The sequence below is a fragment of the Actinomadura darangshiensis genome (genome assembly GCF_004349235.1).
In the GTDB taxonomy this organism is placed as follows: domain Bacteria; phylum Actinomycetota; class Actinomycetes; order Streptosporangiales; family Streptosporangiaceae; genus Spirillospora; species Spirillospora darangshiensis.
In genome coordinates, this window is the sequence record NZ_SMKY01000009.1 from 54,933 (window position 1) to 74,189 (window position 19,257).

Below are 19,257 nucleotides of genomic sequence, written 5' to 3' on the forward strand. Positions count from 1 at the left end.
CCCACCGGCCCCGCGCTGGCCTTCCCGCAGCGTGCGGTCCCCAGGCCGGAGCCCCGCCCAGCCGGCGCGGCCCCGAGGCGCGGTCAGGGGCGGTTCAGGTTCCTGGCCGACTTGTCGGTCAGGGTGTCCGCGGCGGGGGACGCGGGGTCGTCGTCGGCGACGAAGGCGTCCAGGTCGATCTTGCCCAGCGTGATGGTCTGGTCGTTGGGCTTGTCCTGGTCGTCGGCGTCGGCGTCGTCCTGGGCGGGCCGCGCGTGCTTGCGGGGCCGTGACGCCGGCAGGTCCGCGTCGCCCGTCAGCGGGTCGGCGCGGCGCTTGCCGGGCTCCCGGGCGGCGGTCGCCGGGCTGCGGCGCGAGTCGGTGGCCGCCGCCGGCATCGCGGATCCGGGCCGGGCGGATGCCACGGGACCGGCGGGACCGGCCGAGCCGTCCCGGCGCCGCGGCGGCATGTCGCGGGGTTCGCGGGACAGCGCGGGGGCGGGCACCGCGACGGCGGTCCCGTCCTGCTTCGGCAGGACGACCGCGCCGAGTACGGCCGCGCCCATCCGGTGGATGCGGTGGACGCCGTCGCGGATCTGCGCGTACCTGGTGCGCGGCGTCTCCACGACGATGAGGGCGGCGTCGGACAGGTCGGCGAGGGCCTGCGCGTCGGCGCCCAGCTCGGTGGAGGGCGCCTCCATCACGGTGAAGCGGGCCTTCTCCCGCAGCGAGCCGATGAGCCGGTCCATCTGCTCGCGCTGCAGCATCTCGGCGGCGAGGTCGGCGTCGGCGCCCGGGGTGATGGTGGCGAGCGAGGGCAGCGCGTGGTTGCGGCGCACCACGTCGCGCAGCTCGACCCGGCCGAGCAGGAGCTCCGACAGCCCGGCGCCGCGGTGCAGGCCGAGCAGGTCGGCCGCCAGCGGCGACTGGAGGTTGGCGCACACCAGCAGGACGTTGGAGCCGGTGCGGGCGAGCGCGGCGGCGAGGTTGACCGACACGATGCTGGACCCGGGGCCGGGCGCGGCGCCGGTGACGAGGATGACGTGGTTGCCGTGGCCGAGCGTCGCGGTCAGCTCGTGCGCGAGCTCGTGGAAGTTCTGCCCGCTGCGGCTGCGCGCGGGCAGCAGGCCGAGCTCCTCCTTGCCGCGCCGCTGCGGGATGGACAGCAGGACGGGCAGGTCGAGGACGCGTTCGACGTCGCCGGCGACCCGGACGCGGCGGTCGACCCGGTCGTACATGATCGCCAGGATGATGCCGAGCAGCAGCCCGCCCGCGAGGCCGCTCGGCAGGAACTTGGCCGGGTTCGGACTGGCCGGGCCGGGCGGCGGCGACGCGCTCGTGATGATCTCACCGCCGTCCACGTTGGCGATCGCCACCTGCAGGTCGGTGAGCTTGTTGCTGAAGGCGGTCAGCTGGGCGCCCAGCAGCTTGCGCTGCGTCGCGCCCGCGGTCACCATCTTGGTGCGGACGTCGTTGACCTGCTTCTCCAGCACGCCCGCCTGGTTCTGCAGCCGCTTGACCGCCTTGTCGTTGCGGTTCTGGAGGTAGGACTCGGCGAAGGCCTGGGCCCCGGCGCGCGCCTTGGCCGCACTCGACGCCGTCCACTCGATGGCGAGGACGGAGGAGTCGGGCGGCACCGTCACCTGGACCCGGTGGCCGAGTTCCAGCGGCGATTCGGTGGACCCGATCCGCTTCTGCACGAGGGCCGTCACCTCGGTCGAGCGGATCCGCTGGGCCTCGGTCTCCAGGCTGATGTCGGTGCCGTTCTTGCCGGTCTGGCGGGACTCGGGGTCGGTGTCGGTCACCTGCACGACGGCCGTGGACACATACGTCTTCGGCAGCAGGAACAGCCCGGCGACGGCGATCGCCAGCCCCAGCAGGGCCCCGGCGACGACCACCCACCACCGCCGCCGCAGCATGGCCGCGTACTCCGCCAGCTCCGTGGAGTCGGCTCTTGCCGTGGAGTCCATCAGCCGGGTGTTCCTCTCGCAGCCGTCGAATCGCCGTGCACGCCGTGCGCGGCGCACCGGTCCACTCCCCGTCGGAGTTCGCTACAAGATACCTTGACCCATTCATGGTGAACCGCTGAACGGTGAGGGACTTGCGCCCCGCCCGCGGGGCCGGTGGGGCGGTGGCGGTCAGCGCTTGCCGAGCAGGCCCGTCGCGTTGTCCCAGCCGGTGTGGCCGAGCAGCCGTCCCTGGTCGGCCATGGCGGCCGGCACGTTGAAGCCGTAGCGCTGCTGCGGCGCCCGCCCGCCCGGTCTGCGGTCGAACGCCTGGCAGCCGACGAGGGACGTCTGCTCGCCCTGGTTGACGTAGAAGCCGTCCGCCCCGTTCGCGCTCGCACCGACGTCCGCGGAGCTCGCGGTGTCGGCCACGCAGCCGGTGAACACGTTCCGGTCGGACTCGATGAACCAGCCGTGGCCGCCGGTGTCCTGGGACTCGCAGCCGACGAACTTGTTGCGCTCCCCGTTGACGTGCCAGCCGTAGTCGCGGCAGTACCAGGCCTTGCACGCCTGGAAGAAGTTGTTGGCGCCGCCGATGCCGTCGGACCCGGCGATGGCGGGGCCGACGTAGAAGCCGGCGGTGCTGCCGGTGCGCCGCCGGGTCGTGGCCTCGCAGGCCGTCCACCAGCTGTCGGGGGCCTCCACGCGGAAGCCGTACCGGCCCGCCTGGCGGACCCGGACGCGGCTGGTCACGCACGCCTGGGTGTCCTTGCCGCGGTAGGCGATGCCGTCCAGCACCGGCTGGTAGACGGCGAGGTTGTCGAGCCGGCAGACCGAGTCCGGTTCGCCCTTGTAGAACTTCCCGTTGCCGGTGATGTCGAGGTCGATGCCGATCCCGGCCTTGTCGGCGCAGTCGAGCACCAGGTCGGAGACGGACACCCCGTCGACCGACCGGCCCCGGCCGATCGCGATCATCGTGTCCAGGGAGCGCGCCGCGCGCAGCCGGGTGCGCTGCCCGGCGCCGCGGATCGCGCAGCCGGGCACCGGGACGACGGGCTCGGTGAGGCGGTACTCGCCCTGCCCCAGCAGGACGGCGGTGGCGCCGTCCTCGATGGCCTGCTGGATGGAGCCGCCCGGCGGGACGTAGGTCCACGGCCCCTGCTGCTGCGCGGCGGCCGGGGACGGCCCTGACGAGAGCAGCGCCTCCGCCGCGATGCCCGCGGTGACGCCCGCGGCGGCGAAGGCCCCGCCGCCCAGCACCGAGCGCCTCTGATACCAGCGTTCTTCCAACTGCTCTACTCCTCGATCGCGATGGCCTTCTGCGCAGTTCTGATCCGGCGCGGGGCACCGGCGACCGTCCAGTCAGATGCCCGGACGGCAACCCCCGTGGAGCCCGGCGCCGCCGGCGAGGAGCCCGAAGGTGCGGGCGCGGCGGAGGTCGGGGAGGCCGCGCGGTCCCCGGGCACGGCAGCGTAGGCTCGGCCTCCGAGTGTAAGGTTCGTAACCTCTTGCCGGTCGGGAACGGGTGGACTCCGGTCAGCCGGACGGGGTTTCCGGGAAGGTGAGGGAGGGCGAGAGGGTGGTCACGACCGCGCCGCGGCGTCCGGCCGCGCCGCCGACGGCGTCCGGGCCGGGTTCGCCGTACCCGCTCGCCGACGACGACGAGGAGGCCGCGCCCCCGGCCGCGCCGTCCCGCAGGGAGCTCCCCGCCTGGCCGCTGACCCTGCTGTTCGTCGGGTTCCCCGTCTGGTGGCTGCTCGGCCTCGGCGCGTTCGCGGCGCCCATCGCCGCGTCGGTGATGGCGATGCACATGCTGCTGCGCGGCGGCGTGCGGGTGCCCCGGCGGTTCGGGATCTGGGTCCTGTTCCTGGTGTGGGTGATCGCCGCCGGAACGCAGATCGACTCGTTCGGCCGCGCCGTCGGCTTCGTGTTCACCTACATGAACTACGCGGCCGCCAGCGTCGTGTTCGTCTACGTCTACAACTGCCCCCGGGACCGGCTGCCGATCCGCCGCGTGCTCGGGATGGTGGTCGTCTTCTGGGTGTGGGTGGTGATCGGCGGCTTCCTCGGCGTGCTGCTGCCCAAGATGGGGATGACGACGCCGTTCGAGCGCGTCCTGCCCGGCGCGATCAAGGGCAACGAGTACGTGCACGACCTCGTGCATCCGCAGTTCGCCGAGATCCAGCAGCCGTGGGGAGCGCCGCGCCCCTACAACAGGCCCCGCGCGCCCTTCCCCTACACCAATGCCTGGGGCAGCCATTTCGCGCTGCTGTTCCCGTTCGTGGTGCTGTACGTGACGCAGGCGCGGTCCACCGTGCGGATGATGCTCATCGGCCTGATGTGCGCCTCGCTGGTCCCGGCGTTCGCGACGCTGAACCGCGGGATGTTCCTGGCGATCGTGGTCGGCGTCCTGTACACGGCGATCCGCTACCTGAGCCGCGGGCACGTCCGCTGGCCGGCGATGGTCATCGCGCTGATGGTGGTCGGCGGCATCGCGGCGCTGCTGTCCGGGGTGGGCGCGGGAATCGACAGCCGCACCGAGTACAGTTCGACCACCAACGACCGCCTCGGCCTCTATACCGAGTCCTTCGTGCGGACGCTCGAATCCCCGGTGCTGGGATACGGCGCGCCGCGCCCCTCCAATACCTACGTGGTGTCCGTGGGAACCCAGGGCGAGTTCTGGCATCTGATGTTCTCGTACGGTTTCCCGGGGCTGCTCTTCTTCTGCGGATGGATATGGCTGCTCGCGATGCGGACCCGGAGGGTCCTGCCGGATTCGCTGCTGTGGCTGCACGCGGTGCTGGTCATGGCCTCGTTCATGCTCTTCTACTACTCACTCGACCAGACCGAGCTGGTGCTGGTCTTCCTGGCGGCCGCGCTCATCCTGCGCGGGTCCGCCGGCGGGACGCCGGGAGGTGCGGATGACCGCGGCGCCGCCGCACGCTGACCAGAGGGCGGGGGAGGGCGGCCGGCGGCACGGCCGCGACCTGCGGGAGTTCGCCCGCGGCGGCGCCATCGGCCTGGTCAGCTCCGTGATCGCGGCGGCCTCGGGGTTCCTGCTGACCGTCGTCGTCGCCCGGACCCTGGGCCCCGCCGAGGCGGGCGTGTTCTTCGTCGTGGTCGCGCTGTTCACGATCGTCGCCGAGATCGCCGAGCTGGGCGCCGACACCGGGCTGGTGCGGACGACGGCGCGGCTGCGCGCCCTCGGCCGGGGGGACGAGCTGCGCCGGCTCATGGCCGTCGCCCACCTCCCCGTGGTCGTCGTCGGCGTGCTGTGCTCGGTCGGCGCGTACCTGGCGGCGCCCTGGGTCGCCGACCGGTTCATCGACCCCGCGCAGGCCGGCACCGCCGTCACGCTGCTGCGGATCGCCGCGCCGTTCCTCGGCCTCATGGCCCTCACCCGGGTGGCGCTCGGCGGGACCCGCGGACTCGGCAGCGTCACCGCCTACTCGCTGATCAACAACGTCCTGCTGCCGGGCACCCGGCCGCTGCTGGTCGGCCTGGTGTTCGTGTTCGGCATGGGCGCGGCCGGCGTCATGGTCGCCTGGACGGCCCCGGTCGCGGCGTCGTTCATCGCGGCCGCCCTGGTGCTGTGGCGGATGATGTCCCGCGCCGGGCACGACCCGGACGGCGGGCCGCTTCCGGCCACCGTGCCGCGCGGGTCGCCCGGACGGGAGTTCTGGGCGTTCTCCGGTCCGCGCGGCTTGGCCGCCGCCGTCGAGATCGCGCTCGTGTGGGCGAACGTCCCGCTGGTCGCGATGCTGGTGTCCAGCGAGGAGGCGGGCGTCTACGCCACCGCCAACCGGTTCGTCAGCACCGGGACGCTGGTGCTGCAGGCGGCCCGGATCGCGATCGCCCCGCAGGTCGCCGCGATGCTCGCGCGCGACGAGCGGGACCGGGCCGGGCACCTGAACTCGCTGGCCACCCGGTGGGTCGTCCTCGCGTCCTGGCCCATCTACCTGGTGCTGGCCTGCTTCGGCCCGTTCCTGCTGGCGATGTTCGGCGAGGGCTTCACCGGCGGCGCCGTCGCGCTGGCGGTGCTGGCCGGCGCGATGCTCATCGCGCTCAGCGCCGGCAACGTCCAGACGGTGCTGCTCATGGGCGGCAAGAGCTCCTGGAGCCTCGGCAACAAGGCCGTCGCGCTGGCGGTGAACATCGGGCTGACGCTGCTGCTCGTCCCGCCGTTCGGCATCGCGGGCGCGGCGGCGGCATGGGCGGTGGCGATGCTGATCGACACGGTCGCGGCGGCGCTGCAGGTCCGCTACCTGCTCGGGCTGCGGCTGGACGTGCGGCGCGTCGCCGTCACCGGGCTGTGGGCGCTGGTGTGGTTCGGCCTGACCGGGGTCGCGCTGCGGGCCCTGTTCGGGACCTCGGCCCTGGTCTTCGCCGGCTACGCCGTCGTCGCCTGCGCCGGATACGCCGCTACGCTGTGGCGCCTGCGGCACTCGCTCGGCGGCGCCGAGTTCCTCGGCGCCGTGCGGAACAGGGGCGCCCGGGACGACGCGGGCGCCGGGCCAGGGGCCCGACAAGGGGAGAGCGCATGACCAAGGGGCTTGTCAGCGGTCTCAAGGACCGCTCGCCGCGGGCCGTCAAGGACATGGCCAATTCCGTCACCCGCGCCTATGGCAAGCGCACCGCGGAACAGCGGCATCTGCCCGACTTCATGGTCATCGGCACGAAACGGGGCGGGACCACCTCGCTGTGGAACTACCTCATCCAGAATCCGCTGGTCATGCCGATGTTCCCGGCGTCGCGGGGGCTGAAAAGCCCCTGGTACTTCTACGTGAACTACGCGAAAGGCGACACCTGGTACCGCTCGCATTTCGCTACCGAGAGTGAACTCGACCGGATCGAGGAGAAGGCCGGGACGCGCCCGCTGACCGGTGAGGCGTGCCCGTACTACATGTACCACCCGCGGGCCGCGGAGCGGATCCACGAGCGGATGCCCGGCCTCAAGGTGGTCGCCGTGCTGCGCGACCCGGTCAAGCGCGCCTATTCCCACTACTGGGAGGCCGTCGGCAAGGGCGTGGAGGACCTCGGGTTCGAGGAGGCGCTCGCCGCCGAGCCCGAGCGGCTCCGCGGGGAGCTGGAGCGGATGCGCGCCGAACCGCTCTACTACAGCGAGGCGCACGACTTCCACAGCTACCGCGACCGCGGCGTCTACAAGCCGCAGCTGGAGCAGTGGGGCGAGTACTACCCGCGGGAGAACTTCCTGGTCATGTCGGCGGAGGAGCTGTACGCCGACGAGCAGGCCGCGCTCGACCGCGTGTGCGGCTTCCTCGGGCTGCCGGCGCACCGGCTGGCGAGCGCCGAGCGGCACAACCACCTGCCGGCCCCGCCGATGGACGCGGCGACCAGGGCGGAGCTGACCGAGTTCTACCGGCCGCACAATCGGGAGCTGTTCGAGTGGCTCGGCGAAGATTTCGGGTGGCCGAGCTGATGGAGCTGCGGACGGTCGTACGGCGGTGCCGGTTTACCGCGGCGACAAAGGTCACAGTGCCATTCCGACATTGTGCGAATTCGTTGACCAGGGGTCTCGACCTGCACTAATGTAACTTCATTCTCATGCGTGGCGCCTGTGCGGCGGGCCGTTCGGCCTGCTCAGCGCCATCCCTCCCGATCAAATCCCCCGGGGGAGTTCATGCCAGATCGATTGCGTTTCCTGCGCGGTGTCCGATACCGCAGGAGCGCCGTGACCATAGTCGCGACCGTGGCCGTGCTGACCGGCACGGTTCTCGCGACCGTCTCCGCCCAGGAGGGCGGCAGCAAGTCGGCGGCGCTCAGCGCGGCAACCGTGCAGCGGGACGGGAAGACCTCCACCCGGGCCGCGGCCTCCTGCTGGGCCATCAAGCAGCAGTTCCCCTCCAGCGCGGATGGCGTCTACTGGCTGCAGACGCCGAAGCTCATCGCGCCCGACCAGTTCTACTGCGACATGACGACCGACGGCGGCGGCTGGGTCCTCGTCGGCCGCGGCCGGCAGGGCTGGAACTTCGCCTTCCCCGGCCAGAACGGCATCTCCGCGGTGCGCGACCACCCGACGGGGACCGCCGCGTTCACGCCCGCCGCGCTGCCGGCCGGCACCATCGACGGGCTGCTGAACGGCCACACGACCGACGACCTCCCCGACGGGGTCCGGGTCCGGCGCGCGACGAACGTCGAGGGCAGCAAGTGGCAGGAGATGCGCTGGAAGTTCAAGAAGTCCGCGCCCTGGTCCTGGTCGTTCGACGCCGATCCGGCCAACCCGCTGACGTCGGTCTCCTTCGACGGCACCAGCTACAGCGGCGGTGACACCCGGCTCGTCTCCAAGGACAGCGTGCTCCGTCCGACCAACGGGTTCTACACCTACGAGACCAAGCAGAACAGCTGGCAGCGCGGCTTCGCCTACCGGTCGTACGTGACGGCCGGCAGCAACAGCCCGACCAGCTACCTGTGGCGGTCCGGCGTCGCGGGCGGCGACACCATCCCGTTCAGCCAGGTGTGGATCCGGCCGAAGCTGACCGACGTGGAGTACCCGGCGATCCCCGACTCCGGCACCCCGGCCTCCGCCGCGGAGCCGGTGATGGGCAACAAGACCTCCAGCGGGCCGTGGGGCGTCACCGGCGTCGTCAGCGGCGGGACCGGCGAGCGGCACCTCGAGGTGCAGGGCATGGCCGTGTCCGGCACCACCATGTACGTCGGCGGCGAGTTCAAGAACGTCCAGAAGGGCGCCTCCGGCGAGAAGATCGACCAGCCCTACCTGGCCGCCTTCGACACCGCGACCGGCGAGTGGAAGTCGTCGTTCCGGCCCAAGCTGAACGGCGGCGTCTGGGACCTGCAGGTCGCGGGCGGCAAGCTCATCGTCGCGGGCGAGTTCACCAAGGCCAACGACGCCGCGAACACGGCGGGCCTGGCCGCGCTCGACCTGACGACCGGCAAGAACGCGTCCGGATGGACGGCCAGCGTCTCCGATTCCAGCGGCGGCGCCGCCTGGGCCCGCGCCCTCGACGTGCAGGGCGACTGGCTGTACGTAGGCGGCAACTTCACCCGCATCTGGGGCGGCAACCCGCTCAGCGCCAAGGTCTCGGTGGGACGCACGGCGCGCATCCGGGTCTCCGACGGCAAGCCCGACGGGACGTGGAAGCCGAACCTCAACGGCTCGGTCATCGAGCTCGACGCGAACTCGGGCGGCGACCGCGTCTACTACTCCGGCTACTTCACCAGCCTGAACGGCAACCCCGCGCGCAAGATCGCGGTGGTCGGCACGAAGGCGCCGGCGACGCAGGTGGCCGGGCTGGACGACCAGAGCTGGCACCCGAGCACGCCGAAGATCGACAAGCAGTACCAGCAGATCATCCGCGAGTTCGGCGACAAGGTCTGGGTCGGCGGTTCCGAGCACATCTTCTCCGCCTACACCAAGAGCAAGTTCGAGCGGCTGAAGAGCGTCATCACCAAGACCGGCGGCGACTTCCAGGCGGCCGTGGAGATCAACGGCGTCGTGTACGGCAGCTGCCACTGCTACAACTTCGTCTACCACGACGGCGACGCCTGGCCGACGCCGACCACCTGGTCGCAGATCCAGTCGGCCAACGCCGTCATCGCGTTCGACGGCGAGACCGCCAAGCCGGTGTCGGAGTTCTGGCCGAGCCTCGGCACCCGCGGGGGCAACGGCCCCTGGGAGCTGACCGAGGACAAGCAGGGCTGCATGTGGATCGGCGGCGACATCAACCGCGGATCGTGGCAGAGCGGCGGCTATCAATGGGCAGGCGGATTCACACGCGTGTGTCCGGAGGCCACCTTGTCGCTGGCGAAACCCACGGATCTGAAGGCGGCTTCGGACGGCGGCGGGGTCAAGCTGACCTGGAAGGCGCCGGCGCAGAACGAGGGCGCCAAGTACGAGGTCATCCGTGACGACCGGGTCATCGGCGTCACCTACGGCTGGCACTTCGACGTGTCCGAGGCCGGTGGCCGGTACTTCGTGCGGGCCCTCGACAAGGCGGGCAACCGCTCCGCTTCGACGGAGGTCGTGAGCCCGTGACCGGGTGAACGGCAGCGGTCAGGCCCGGGTTCGGCGGAAGCCGACCCCGGGCCTGACCATTTGCGGAAGGGGCTGCCGGTGTCAGGGACGCCAGCGTGCGAGGACGTCGAGCATCGCGGGGAACAGCGCCGGGTTCCAGCCTCCACCGCCGCGCTTGAGCCGGTGCGTGCGTGTGAACATCTCCAGCAGGTAGAGACGCGCCAGTAGCTCGCGGGCCTCGGCCGCGACCCCGTATGCGTCCAGCTCGGTCTGAGCGGCGCTCTCGACGGCCTCCACGGCGGTGCCGAGCGACGCGCCGCGCAGCACGAGCGCGACCTGGAAGCGCCAGTGCAGCAGGTCGAGCCCGACGGGGGCATCGGGCGCGCTGTGCTCCCAGTCGAACACGTGCAGCTCACCGCCGTGGTGGCCGACGTTCCACGGCACCCAGTCGCCGTGCCAGCGGCCGATCCGCAGCTTCAGCTCCGCATGCCGTTCTTCGAGGCCGTCCATGGCCGCGGTCATGGCGTCGGCCAGGTCGGGCTCTTCGCCCATGGCGGCGACCTCGTCCCGCATCCGCCGCCAGAACGCCATGTCGGTGAGCCGCTCCCAGCCCGCGGACACGGTGTCGGCGACCGCCAGCGCGTACCCGGGCTCGGGCGGGCTGTCGGGCTCGCCGTGGCCGGTCACGCGGGCCGGCAGGGGGGCGGTGACCGTGATGAGGAGGTCGCGCCACGGCCCGTGGTGCAGGAGTGCCGGGACGCGGGGGCTCGGCCCGTCCGCGGCGGCGAGGGCCGTCGCGACCGCCTCGACGGCGGACGCCTCGGTCGCGGCCATCTCCTTGGTGGCGGGGCTCCAGCCGATCTTCGCGTAGCCCAGCGGGGCGCCGTCGCCCGAGAAGACCTGGAGGGTCGGCTTGCCGTTGGGGTCGATCGGCCGCACGCCCAGCCCGAAGACGATCTCGGGGACGTCCAGCACGCGGCGCAGATGCTCGCCGAGCAGATGGTCCGCGGCCTGCTCGGCGGGGATGTCGGAGCGGACGCCGACGGTCAGCCGGTGCTTCAGCAGCCGCTGGGCCAGGCCCGTCCGGAAGCCGGCGCCGAGGGCCCGCCGGGTCGCCCGGACCTGCCCGGACCGCAGCCGGTTGTAGCAGGTCAGGGTGGCCGCCGCGGCGGCGCGGCCGGCGATCGGGACCAGGAACCGCGCGTTCGCGGGGCTCGGGACCACGGCGTAGGTCTCCACCGGGCGGTAGCCGCCGGGAAGGGCGTCCAGGGTGGCCAGGACCGGCGCGTCCGGGCCGGGTTCGCCCCACAGGCGGACGATGAGCTCGCGCAGAGGCGCGGACGTGGACACGATGACTCCAGTCGCGATCCGGGCGGGGGGATGTGGCGCGAGTCTATCGGTCCGTTGCCGCACGTATTCGCCATGACGGAGATGCGGGGAAGTGGCGTGACATCGTTGCCCGATGCCATAGGGTTCCATGGTCCCTGGCATCGCTTGACGGGGCTTGCCGATCGTGAGAAGTGGGGGACTCCCAATGGTGTTCCGAGGGCGCGCTCTGGCGACCTGCGTTGTGACGGCCGCTCTTCTGGCCGCCGCGTCCGCCTGCGGCGGGGACGACGGCAAGTCCGCCGAGCCCGATCCTCGCGGCCCGAGCGCCTCGGCGACGGCGAGCGGCGCGTCCGCGAAGCCGGGCGAGGGCGACAGCGACAAGTCGAACAACGGCAGCAAGCCGTCCAAGCAGCCGACGCCGGTCTCGCAGACGCGCCCCTACCTGTACCCGCCCAAGGTGGGGAACCCGGGCGTGGTGTGCGGTACCGCGCAGAACAACCAGGGGGCCCAGTACGGCCTGAAGGTGGTCCAGGGCAAGCCGGACTGCTCGCAGGTGCGCACCGCCTTCACCACCTACTTCGGCTACATCGCCGAGGTCGAGCTCCGCGGCTACGGCTACGACGGCCGCCAGCTCAAGTCGTCCGGCGGCTGGGCCTGCGGCCCGCACGTCAAGGGCGACACGACGATGAAGTCGATCGACTGCGCGAAGAGCGGCGCCCGCGTCAACGCCTCGCTCCTGCCCAGCTGACGGTCAGGTCAGGGCGAGGACGGGCGGGGCCCGCGGGCCCCGCCGCCCGTCAGATGCCGCGGCCCCGCCGGTGCAGGAAGCGGACGATCCGGTCGGCTCCCACCAGCCGGCAGGCGATCGCGACGGCCAGGTAGGCGCGCGGCTCCCGCCAGTTGGCCCGCACGGTGCGGCGGGCCCACCGGAGCGCCGACCGGCGGCGGCCGGCCGCCGCCTCCGCGAACGCGATCTGCCCGGCGATGCGCCCGTGGCCCGCCGGGACGAGGCGGAACTCGGGGACCTCCTCCAGGAGCCAGGCCAGGGCGTCGGCGATGACGCGCCAGCGCTGCGCGAAGTAGGACTGCTTCCCCCAGAGCACCTCGACGTGCACGTCCGGGACGTTGACGATGGCGGCGTCCCGCGCGGCGCGCAGCAGGAACTCGTAGTCCTCGCCGTGGCTGCCCGGGACCTCCTCGCTCACCAGCCCGATCCGCTCGATCAGCGCGTCCCGGCGGAGCAGGAACGTCGACGGGTGCAGCTCGGTCAGCCGGGAGCGCAGCAGGTCGGCGAAGGCGACCTCGCCGCGGTCGAGCGTCCGGTCGACCTTCCGGTCGTCGTAGAGGATCCGGATACCGGTGCAGGCGAGGCCCGCCCCCGGCGCTGATCGGAGCACGTCGACCTGCGCGGTGAGCTTGCCGGGCAGCCACCGGTCGTCGTCGTCGCAGAACGCGACGAGCTCGCCCGTGGCGGCGAGGATGCCGGAGTTCCGGGCTCCCGCGAGGCCGGGCACCCGGGTGTTGGCCATGACCGACACCCGCCGGCCGGGCTTGTCGACGGCGACGGTGTCGTCGATCTCGCTCTGGTCGTGGACGACGAGGCAGTCGATGTCGCCCGCGTAGTCCTGGGCGAGGATCGAGTCGAGCGCGACGCGCAGCAACTCGGGTCGGTTGCGGGTCGCGACGACCACGGTCACGCTCGGCGGCTCGCCGCCCTCGGCCGCGGGGCTCCCGGCGGGACGCGCGGGCGTCTCGCCGCGCACGCTCATGAGCGTGTCGATCAGCTGGCCGGTGCGCCGGACCGCGGCGGCCTGGGCGGCGCCGGAGTCGCCCTCGGCCAGCAGGAAGGCGTCCGGGTCGTCGACCAGCCGGTCGAGCTGCGCGCGCAGCTCGGCCTCGGTGCCGCAGGCGGCGACGAGGCCCTTCTCCTCGATCCGCTTGAGGAAGTCGATCTGGTGGCCGTCGACGATCTCGTCGTGGGCGGGATCGCGCGGCACGATGACGGGCAGCCGCCCGAGCCGGCGCGCCTCGCCGATCGTCGAGGCGCCCGCGTGCGTCACGACGACCGCGGCCTGCTCCATCAGCTTCAGCAGCTCGACGTGGTCGAGGAAGTCGCGCGGCTCGGCGTGCTCGGGGGCGCGGGACGCGCCGTGCTGGACGACGCAGTGCACCCGCCCCTGCCCCGCGTCCGCGAACCAGCGGTCCACCCACTCGATCAGCCGGTCAAAACGGTGGTGGTCGGTGCCGACGGTCACCAGCACCAGCGGACGGTCGCTCACTGGGCTTCTGGGGCGGATGCCCCACCCTTCAGGCTAGGGAGGAAGTCCCTCCATATGGTCATGCTCTGTCGGTCCCTTCCGCTAGCTTTATGTATGTGTCTCGTTACCGCTTGCGTCCATCGCCTGCTCAGGAGACGGTGCTGGCGGAGCATTGCGGGCACGCCGGGTTCGTCTGGAACCTCGCCGTCGAGCAGCACCGGCACTGGAAGCCTGGCCGCCGCTCGACCCCGCCGCTCGACCCCGGCGTTCGCCGAGCAGTGCCGTCAGCTCACCGAGGCCCGTGCGGCGTTCGCATGGCTGCGTGCCGGTTCGCAGACGGTTCAGCAGCAGGCGCTCAAAGACTTCGCTCAGGCCATGGCGAACTTCTTCGCCCGGACGCACCGGCAGCCGACGTGGCGTAAGGCCGGTGTCCACGAAGGGTTCCGGATCGTCGGTCAGCGGGGTCGCGCTTGGGGCGTGCGGCGTGTGTCCCGCTGTGTGGGTGAGGTGCGGGTGCCGAAGGTGGGGTGGGTCCGCTTCCGCTGGTCCCGCCCCGTCCCCGAGGGTGTGAAGTCGTTTCGGGTGACGCGTGACCGTGCCGGGCGCTGGCATGTGGCGTTCGCGCCTGTTCCCGACCCGATCCTGCCGCCAGGCAACGGGCAGGCGGTGGGGGTGGACCGGGGCGTCGCCGTGTCGGCGGCGTGGTCGACGGGAGAACTCCTGCAGGCACCCGGCCTCACCGAGGCTGAGGTAGCGCGGCTGCGGCGGTTGCAGCTCAGGCTGGCTCGAGCCCGCCGTGGCTCGAACCGCCGCGCCCGCGTCAAGGCCGCGATCGCCCGCCTGAAGGCACGGGAGGCTGACCGGCGCAGGGACTGGGTGGAGAAGACAAGTACGACTCTGGCCCGCGGCTTCGACGTCATCGCTGTCGAGGACCTGAACGTGCGGGGCATGACCCAGTCCGCCAAGGGCACCATCGACGCCCCTGGCCTCAACGTTCGAGCCAAGGCTGGGCTGAATCGAGCCATTCTGGCCGCCGGCTGGGCGCGTCTGGTCGAGCGGCTGGGGCACAAGGCGCCCGGCCGTGTCATCAGGGTCGATCCGCGTCACACGTCGCAGACCTGCCATGCCTGCGGGCACCGCGCACCGGAGAACCGCGAGAGCCAAGCGGTCTTCCGGTGTGCCGCCTGCGGCCGGACGGCGAACGCCGACGTCAACGCGGCCTGCAACATCCGAACCGCCGCAGGGCATGCGGTGGCAGCGCGGGGAGGAGGTCAAAGCAGGTTCCCCACGACGACGGAGTTCGGGTAGAAGCGGCGCTGCTCCTCCCACTGGACAAGGAACATCGACGCGAACGGGCGGCACAGGCGTCCGGTCAGGGTGGGCGAGTCGATGCGGTCGTAGACCTCGATGTAGACCGACGGGATCCGCATCAGCTTGGCCAGGACGAAGAACGACAGCGCGACGCCGGCGCCCGTGGACACGACGACGTCCGGCCGCGACCGCCGCAGCAGCCGCCACGCGAGCCGGGTGTTGCGCAGCAGGTTCGGGATGTTGCGGGTGGTGGGCTGGTACGCCCAGGACACTCGCTCGCCGGCCAGGAGGGACTCGGCGTGGCGGGACTCGAACGTCACCCAGGAGCGCTCGTAGGAGCTCCACCACGCCTGGAGGGCGAGGAGCTGAGTCAGATGGCCGCCCGCCGACCCGATGAGCAGGACGTGTCTATCGGTTGGTGGCACTTGACTCCTTCGGGGGACTGCGGAGGAGCCGAATGCGTCGCCGGTGTGCTGCGGCCGCGGCTGTCAGGCGGCCATGGTCGGACCACGCTCGTTCTGCTCTCCTGGGGGCCCGGCGGCGCCGGGGGAAACGACCGGGGAGGGCAGCGTATCCCGGTTCCGGGCGGAACGGCGTAGATAGAGCCAGGTGGCGAACGTGGCGGCGGTGAGGGCGACCAGGGTCCAGGCGAGCGGGACGGCTCCGAGGCCGAACATCTTCAGCGACGAGGCGACCAGGACGAGGGCGAGGACGCGGCGGATGAGGCCGCTGGGAGCGCGGGAGGAGATCCTGGAGCCCAGGTAGACGCCGGGGATGGAGCCGGCGAGGAGGGCGGCGGTGACCTCCATGCGGAAGTCGCCGAACAGCAGGTGGCCGATGGCGGCCGCGAAGACCAGCGGGACGGCCTGGAGCAGGTCGGTGCCGACGAGCTGGTTGGCCTTGAGGGCCGGGTAGAGGGCCAGCAGCGCGACGATGATGAGGGAGCCGGAGCCGACCGAGGTGATGCCGACGACGAGGCCGCCGACGATGCCGATCAGGACGGTCGGGACGGGGCGGACCTCGATCTCGGGCGCCGTGTTCCCGTCCTCGGCGGAGCCGGCGCGTCCGCGGTGGGCCAGATAGCCGCGCAGGACGAGCCCCGCCGCGGCGATCATCAGGGCGGCGCCCATGGCCTTGCTGATGAGGTCCTCGATGGAGCCGCCGTGGCCGATGGCCTTCGCGACCAGCACGCCGGAGAAGGCCGCGGGCACCGAGCCCAGGCAGAGCCAGCGGACCAGCCGCATGTTGATCGTGCCCTGCCGGTAGTGCACGGCGCTGCCGACCGGTTTCATCACGGCGGCGGCGACCAGGTCGCTGGACACGGCGGCGAGCGGGCTGACCCCGAAGAACGTCACGAGCATCGGCGTCATCAGGGCGCCGCCGCCCATGCCGGTCAGCCCGACGATGATGGCGACGAGGAACGAGCCGAGCGCCATCGTCCAATCGAAGTCCATTGGCATGACCTACCTGCTATATCGGAAAACTCGCTAACAGACTAAACGACGCGTTCTCCGTGTCATGACCCGGATGGGGAGGGACAAACGGGGCAGATGGGTCAGTCGGGGCGTACCCAGCCGCCGTCCACCAGCAGGCCGAGGACCTGGGCGACCGCCTCGTCCGGTGTCGTCTCCGACGTGTCGAGCCGCAGGTCGGCGTCGTCGGGCTCCTCGTAGGGGTCGGAGATGCCGGTGAACTCCGGGATCTGCCCGGCGCGCGCCTTGGCGTACAGGCCCTTGCGGTCGCGGCGCTCGCACTCCTCCAGCGGCGTCGCGACGTGCACCAGGATGAAATCGCCCACGGCCGACACCATCGTGCGCACCTCGGCGCGCGTCACGGCGTACGGGGCGATCGGCGCGCAGATGGCGGTGCCGCCGTGCCGGGTGATCTCGGCGGCGACGAACCCGATGCGGCGGATGTTGAGGTCGCGGTCGGCGCGGGAGAACGTCAGGCCGGCCGACAGCATCCGCCGGACGACGTCGCCGTCCAGCAGGGTGACCGTCCGGCCGCCGCGCTCGACCAGCGCGTCGGCCAGGCCGCGCGCGACCGTGGACTTCCCGGAGCCGGACAGGCCGGTGAAGAACACCGTGATGCCGCGCGAGTGCTTCGGGGGGCGCGCCAGCGCCAGCTCGGCGGCGACGGCGGGCGGGGTGAACCAGTCGGGGACGGGCTCGCCCGCGTCCAGCAACTCGTTCAGCCGCGCGGGCGTCAGCTCGGCCTGGACGTGGTCGGGTTCGATGCGCGCGACGGGCCGCCACACCTCGACGTCGGCGTCGTAGGCCCACGGCTCGGGGACGACGAGGGGGATCGCGGTGCCGTCCATCTCCCGCTCGGCGAGCAGGTGGGTGGCGCCGTAGGCGGCGGCGACGTGCGCGTGCAGGAGGACGTCGCGGTCCTGGTCGGCGTGCGCCGGAAGCGGCACGGGGATGATCCGGGTGCCGTCCGGCAGCTCCCTGCGGACGCCCAGCAGCGCCCGGACCAGGGACTCGTCGTGCTCGCCGCTCAACATCGGCAGGACGAGGACCTTCGCGCCCAGCTGCTCGGCGACCTGGCGGAGCTGGCCCAGCTGCTTGCGGTGCAGGGGCTCGCGGGTGGCCACCGCGAGCACGTTCACGGGGGGTGTGGGGGGTCGTCCCCCCTCGGGAGACTCGGCGAGCACGTCGCCTTCGGTGGCGTCGAGCTCGTCAGGGCGGCGGCGCAGGCTGTGGAACGGTCCGTGTGCCGGGGCGCGCAGGGCCTCCAGCGGCCCGGCGAGCCGCCATGCCTGGCTCGTCGGGTCCTGCCAGGCCTCGGCGACCTCCAGGACGGCGAGCGGCACGCCCTCCGGGTCCTGCAGGACGATCCGCTCGTGGCCGGTCAGCTCCTTCGGCACGGCCAGCGTGACCGGGACCGGCCACGGGGTGCCGTCGGCGAGCCGCCCGCCGGCGATCACCATCGCGGTGTCGAACGAGCCGAGGAACCCGGTCAGCGGGCGGTACACCCCCGCCAGGAGCAGTTCCAGGTCGGCGAGCTCCGCCGCGCCGGGGGTCCAGGCGGGCAGGTCGCGCAGCGTGTCGGGAAGGCCGGCGTCGGCGGTCACCGCGATCTCCGATCCCGCCCGGCGGCGGGGTGCCGGGCTCAGGTGGTGGTGAGCAGGAGTTTCCGCAGGAAAAATACTGCCCCGGCCTGGGCGTACGCACGTCCGCCCCGGATCAGATGACCCGGGCGAAGCGGTTCTCCGGCTTGCGGATGACGAGCGTGACCTCGCTGTGGTCTGCGGTGAGGCGCCCCCGGGCGGCCGCCGACACCAGCCGGCACAGCAGGTCGGCGAGGCCGGTTCCGGCCCCGAGAGCGTCGATGGCCTGCCGCGAGGTGTACTCCTCGGAGACCACCAGCCCGCGCATCACGCAGTACCAGCGCATGCCCGACCGGGACGCGACCCGGTCGTAGATCGCCGGCGGCGGGCTCGTCCGGACCACCGGCACCGGGCGCGGCACCGGCTCCGGCAGCGGCTCGGCGGCCCCGCCCGGCGGCGCCGGAAGCGGGACGCGGGCGTGCGCGCCGCGCGGGCCGCGCCCCTGCCCGCGCGCCGGCCGGGGCCGGCGCCGGCGGCCGGACGTGCGCAGCCACCGCGGCAGCGTGCGGTCCAGGAAGCCGAACGCGGTGTTGCGGTCGCGCAGATGCACCAGCAGCAGCCCGCCCGGCTTCAGCGCGGCGACGAACCGGTCGAGCACCAGTTCGGCATGCGGCACGCGCTCGATCAGGTACGAGGCGTGCACGATGTCGAAGGCGCGCGGCGGCAGCGGGACGGTGCGCAGGTCGCCGAGGTGCCAGGTGTCGAGGTCGGGCCGCTCGCAGGTGTAGGCGCGCAGCTCGGGGGACTCCATGTCGACCCCCGTGACGAGGTGCTCGCGGTCGCCGAGGTCCAGTCCCATGCCCCAGCCGCAGCCGGCTTCGAGGATGTGGATCCGCTGCAGGGGCTTCTCTAGGGCGTACTGGCGGGCGCGTTCTGAGAAGAGATCGCCGTCGCTGACCGGCGGCGTACGCAGATCGGTCACAATCTCGCAGCGTAATCGCCTGACTGCGTTCCGTCCGCTATTTGCTCTTTCTTGGTAACCGTCGTGTCGCCCTCAGTGCCGATCGCGGGTGCGTCCGCGGGCTGCGGCGTCCACCTGAACGGAAGGCCGCGCGGGCGCGTACCCTGGGACGCGGCACCGGGGTTCACTGGGATTCCGGGGCTTCGGGCTGCCCTGCCACGGGGTGTGACGGCGATTTTTGCGGGCGAAGATGACGCTTTCTGGACTTGTTGACCTTGCGTGCACCGACCCCGGTCTGGCGCGCGCACTCAAGCGGGCGCGCGCGGACCAGGAGGTCGTGGCGCCCGCTTCGCTGTGGCCGATCCTGGCGGCGGCGCTGAGCCGCAGCCTCGGTGCGGGCGGCGATGGTACGGGCGGTGGGGCTGCGG

The 19,257-nt window shown here is 72.4% G+C and carries 15 protein-coding genes and 1 pseudogene; 7 read left to right on the forward strand and 9 right to left on the reverse strand.

The window, feature by feature from the left end; translation table 11 throughout:
- Positions 1–83: 83 nt before the first annotated feature.
- Positions 84–1,949 (reverse strand): tyrosine-protein kinase domain-containing protein, encoded by a 1,866-nt coding sequence (locus E1293_RS03870; RefSeq protein WP_132193845.1) that lies wholly within the window; start codon positions 1,947–1,949, stop codon positions 84–86.
- Positions 1,950–2,117: 168 nt separating this feature from the next.
- Complete coding sequence (locus tag E1293_RS03875) at positions 2,118–3,215, reverse strand: right-handed parallel beta-helix repeat-containing protein (RefSeq protein ID WP_132193847.1); 1,098 nt, start codon at positions 3,213–3,215, stop codon at positions 2,118–2,120.
- 289 nt (positions 3,216–3,504) lie between these two features.
- On the opposite strand from E1293_RS03875, the gene E1293_RS03880 reads away from it, so the two are divergent.
- From E1293_RS03880 to E1293_RS03895, 4 genes are all read left to right on the forward strand, one after another.
- The gene (locus E1293_RS03880) at positions 3,505–4,872 is read left to right on the forward strand and encodes an O-antigen ligase family protein (RefSeq protein ID WP_132193849.1); all 1,368 of its coding nucleotides are present in this window, start codon (positions 3,505–3,507) and stop codon (positions 4,870–4,872) included.
- Positions 4,847–6,469 carry an oligosaccharide flippase family protein gene (locus E1293_RS03885; protein ID WP_132193851.1) on the forward strand — a complete coding sequence of 541 codons (1,623 nt, stop codon included), beginning with the start codon at positions 4,847–4,849 and terminating at the stop codon, positions 6,467–6,469. The genes E1293_RS03880 and E1293_RS03885 overlap by 26 nt, the downstream gene beginning before the upstream one ends.
- Complete coding sequence (locus tag E1293_RS03890) at positions 6,466–7,365, forward strand: sulfotransferase (protein ID WP_207938653.1); 900 nt, start codon at positions 6,466–6,468, stop codon at positions 7,363–7,365. The genes E1293_RS03885 and E1293_RS03890 overlap by 4 nt, the downstream gene beginning before the upstream one ends.
- A gap of 252 nt (positions 7,366–7,617) precedes the next feature.
- Positions 7,618–9,939 carry a fibrinogen-like YCDxxxxGGGW domain-containing protein gene (locus E1293_RS03895; protein ID WP_132193853.1) on the forward strand — a complete coding sequence of 774 codons (2,322 nt, stop codon included), beginning with the start codon at positions 7,618–7,620 and terminating at the stop codon, positions 9,937–9,939.
- An 81-nt stretch (positions 9,940–10,020) separates the two neighbouring features.
- Here the strand turns inward: E1293_RS03895 and E1293_RS03900 are convergent, their stop codons facing one another.
- The gene (locus E1293_RS03900; protein ID WP_132193855.1) at positions 10,021–11,268 is read right to left on the reverse strand and encodes an aminoglycoside phosphotransferase/kinase family protein; all 1,248 of its coding nucleotides are present in this window, start codon (positions 11,266–11,268) and stop codon (positions 10,021–10,023) included.
- A 220-nt stretch (positions 11,269–11,488) separates the two neighbouring features.
- On the opposite strand from E1293_RS03900, the gene E1293_RS03905 reads away from it, so the two are divergent.
- Positions 11,489–11,995 (forward strand): hypothetical protein, encoded by a 507-nt coding sequence (locus tag E1293_RS03905; protein WP_132193857.1) that lies wholly within the window; start codon positions 11,489–11,491, stop codon positions 11,993–11,995.
- A 49-nt stretch (positions 11,996–12,044) separates the two neighbouring features.
- On the opposite strand, the gene E1293_RS03910 is transcribed toward E1293_RS03905, so the two are convergent.
- A complete protein-coding gene (locus tag E1293_RS03910; RefSeq protein WP_243715995.1) occupies positions 12,045–13,526 on the reverse strand; it encodes a glycosyltransferase in 1,482 nt (493 codons plus the stop codon).
- A gap of 89 nt (positions 13,527–13,615) precedes the next feature.
- Between E1293_RS03910 and E1293_RS50640 the strand changes: the two are divergent.
- Positions 13,616–13,720: pseudogene (locus tag E1293_RS50640) on the forward strand (helix-turn-helix domain-containing protein); the annotation flags it as partial.
- Between the two features lie 16 nt (positions 13,721–13,736).
- Positions 13,737–14,813 carry an RNA-guided endonuclease InsQ/TnpB family protein gene (locus tag E1293_RS03915; RefSeq protein WP_424923591.1) on the forward strand — a complete coding sequence of 359 codons (1,077 nt, stop codon included), beginning with the start codon at positions 13,737–13,739 and terminating at the stop codon, positions 14,811–14,813.
- Here the strand turns inward: E1293_RS03915 and pssD are convergent.
- The 5 genes from pssD to E1293_RS48480 form a co-directional block, all read right to left on the reverse strand.
- Entirely contained in the window at positions 14,777–15,241 is a 465-nt protein-coding gene (gene pssD / locus E1293_RS03920) for a PssD/Cps14F family polysaccharide biosynthesis glycosyltransferase (RefSeq protein WP_132193861.1), read from the reverse strand. The genes E1293_RS03915 and pssD overlap by 37 nt on opposite strands.
- A 63-nt stretch (positions 15,242–15,304) precedes the next feature.
- Positions 15,305–16,270, reverse strand: coding sequence for a sulfite exporter TauE/SafE family protein (locus E1293_RS03925; RefSeq protein ID WP_132193863.1), 966 nt, complete (start codon positions 16,268–16,270; stop codon positions 15,305–15,307).
- Positions 16,271–16,371: 101 nt separating this feature from the next.
- The gene (gene cysC / locus E1293_RS03930; protein ID WP_132193865.1) at positions 16,372–17,892 is read right to left on the reverse strand and encodes an adenylyl-sulfate kinase; all 1,521 of its coding nucleotides are present in this window, start codon (positions 17,890–17,892) and stop codon (positions 16,372–16,374) included.
- Positions 17,893–18,004: 112 nt separating this feature from the next.
- Positions 18,005–18,850, reverse strand: coding sequence for a class I SAM-dependent methyltransferase (locus tag E1293_RS49245; RefSeq protein ID WP_243715997.1), 846 nt, complete (start codon positions 18,848–18,850; stop codon positions 18,005–18,007).
- Between the two features lie 163 nt (positions 18,851–19,013).
- Positions 19,014–19,257, reverse strand: a 244-nt coding sequence (locus tag E1293_RS48480; protein ID WP_207938656.1) for a hypothetical protein, incomplete at its 5' end; no start/stop codon positions are given.

Bases quoted from the DNA above. Each gene is read 5' to 3' on its own strand.
- E1293_RS03870 (WP_132193845.1), bottom strand. From the start codon at position 1,949: ATGGACTCCACGGCAAGAGCCGACTCCACGGAGCTGGCGGAGTACGCG.
- E1293_RS03885 (WP_132193851.1), top strand. From the start codon at position 4,847: ATGACCGCGGCGCCGCCGCACGCTGACCAGAGGGCGGGGGAGGGCGGC.
- E1293_RS03890 (WP_207938653.1), top strand. From the start codon at position 6,466: ATGACCAAGGGGCTTGTCAGCGGTCTCAAGGACCGCTCGCCGCGGGCC.
- E1293_RS03925 (WP_132193863.1), bottom strand. From the start codon at position 16,270: ATGGACTTCGATTGGACGATGGCGCTCGGCTCGTTCCTCGTCGCCATC.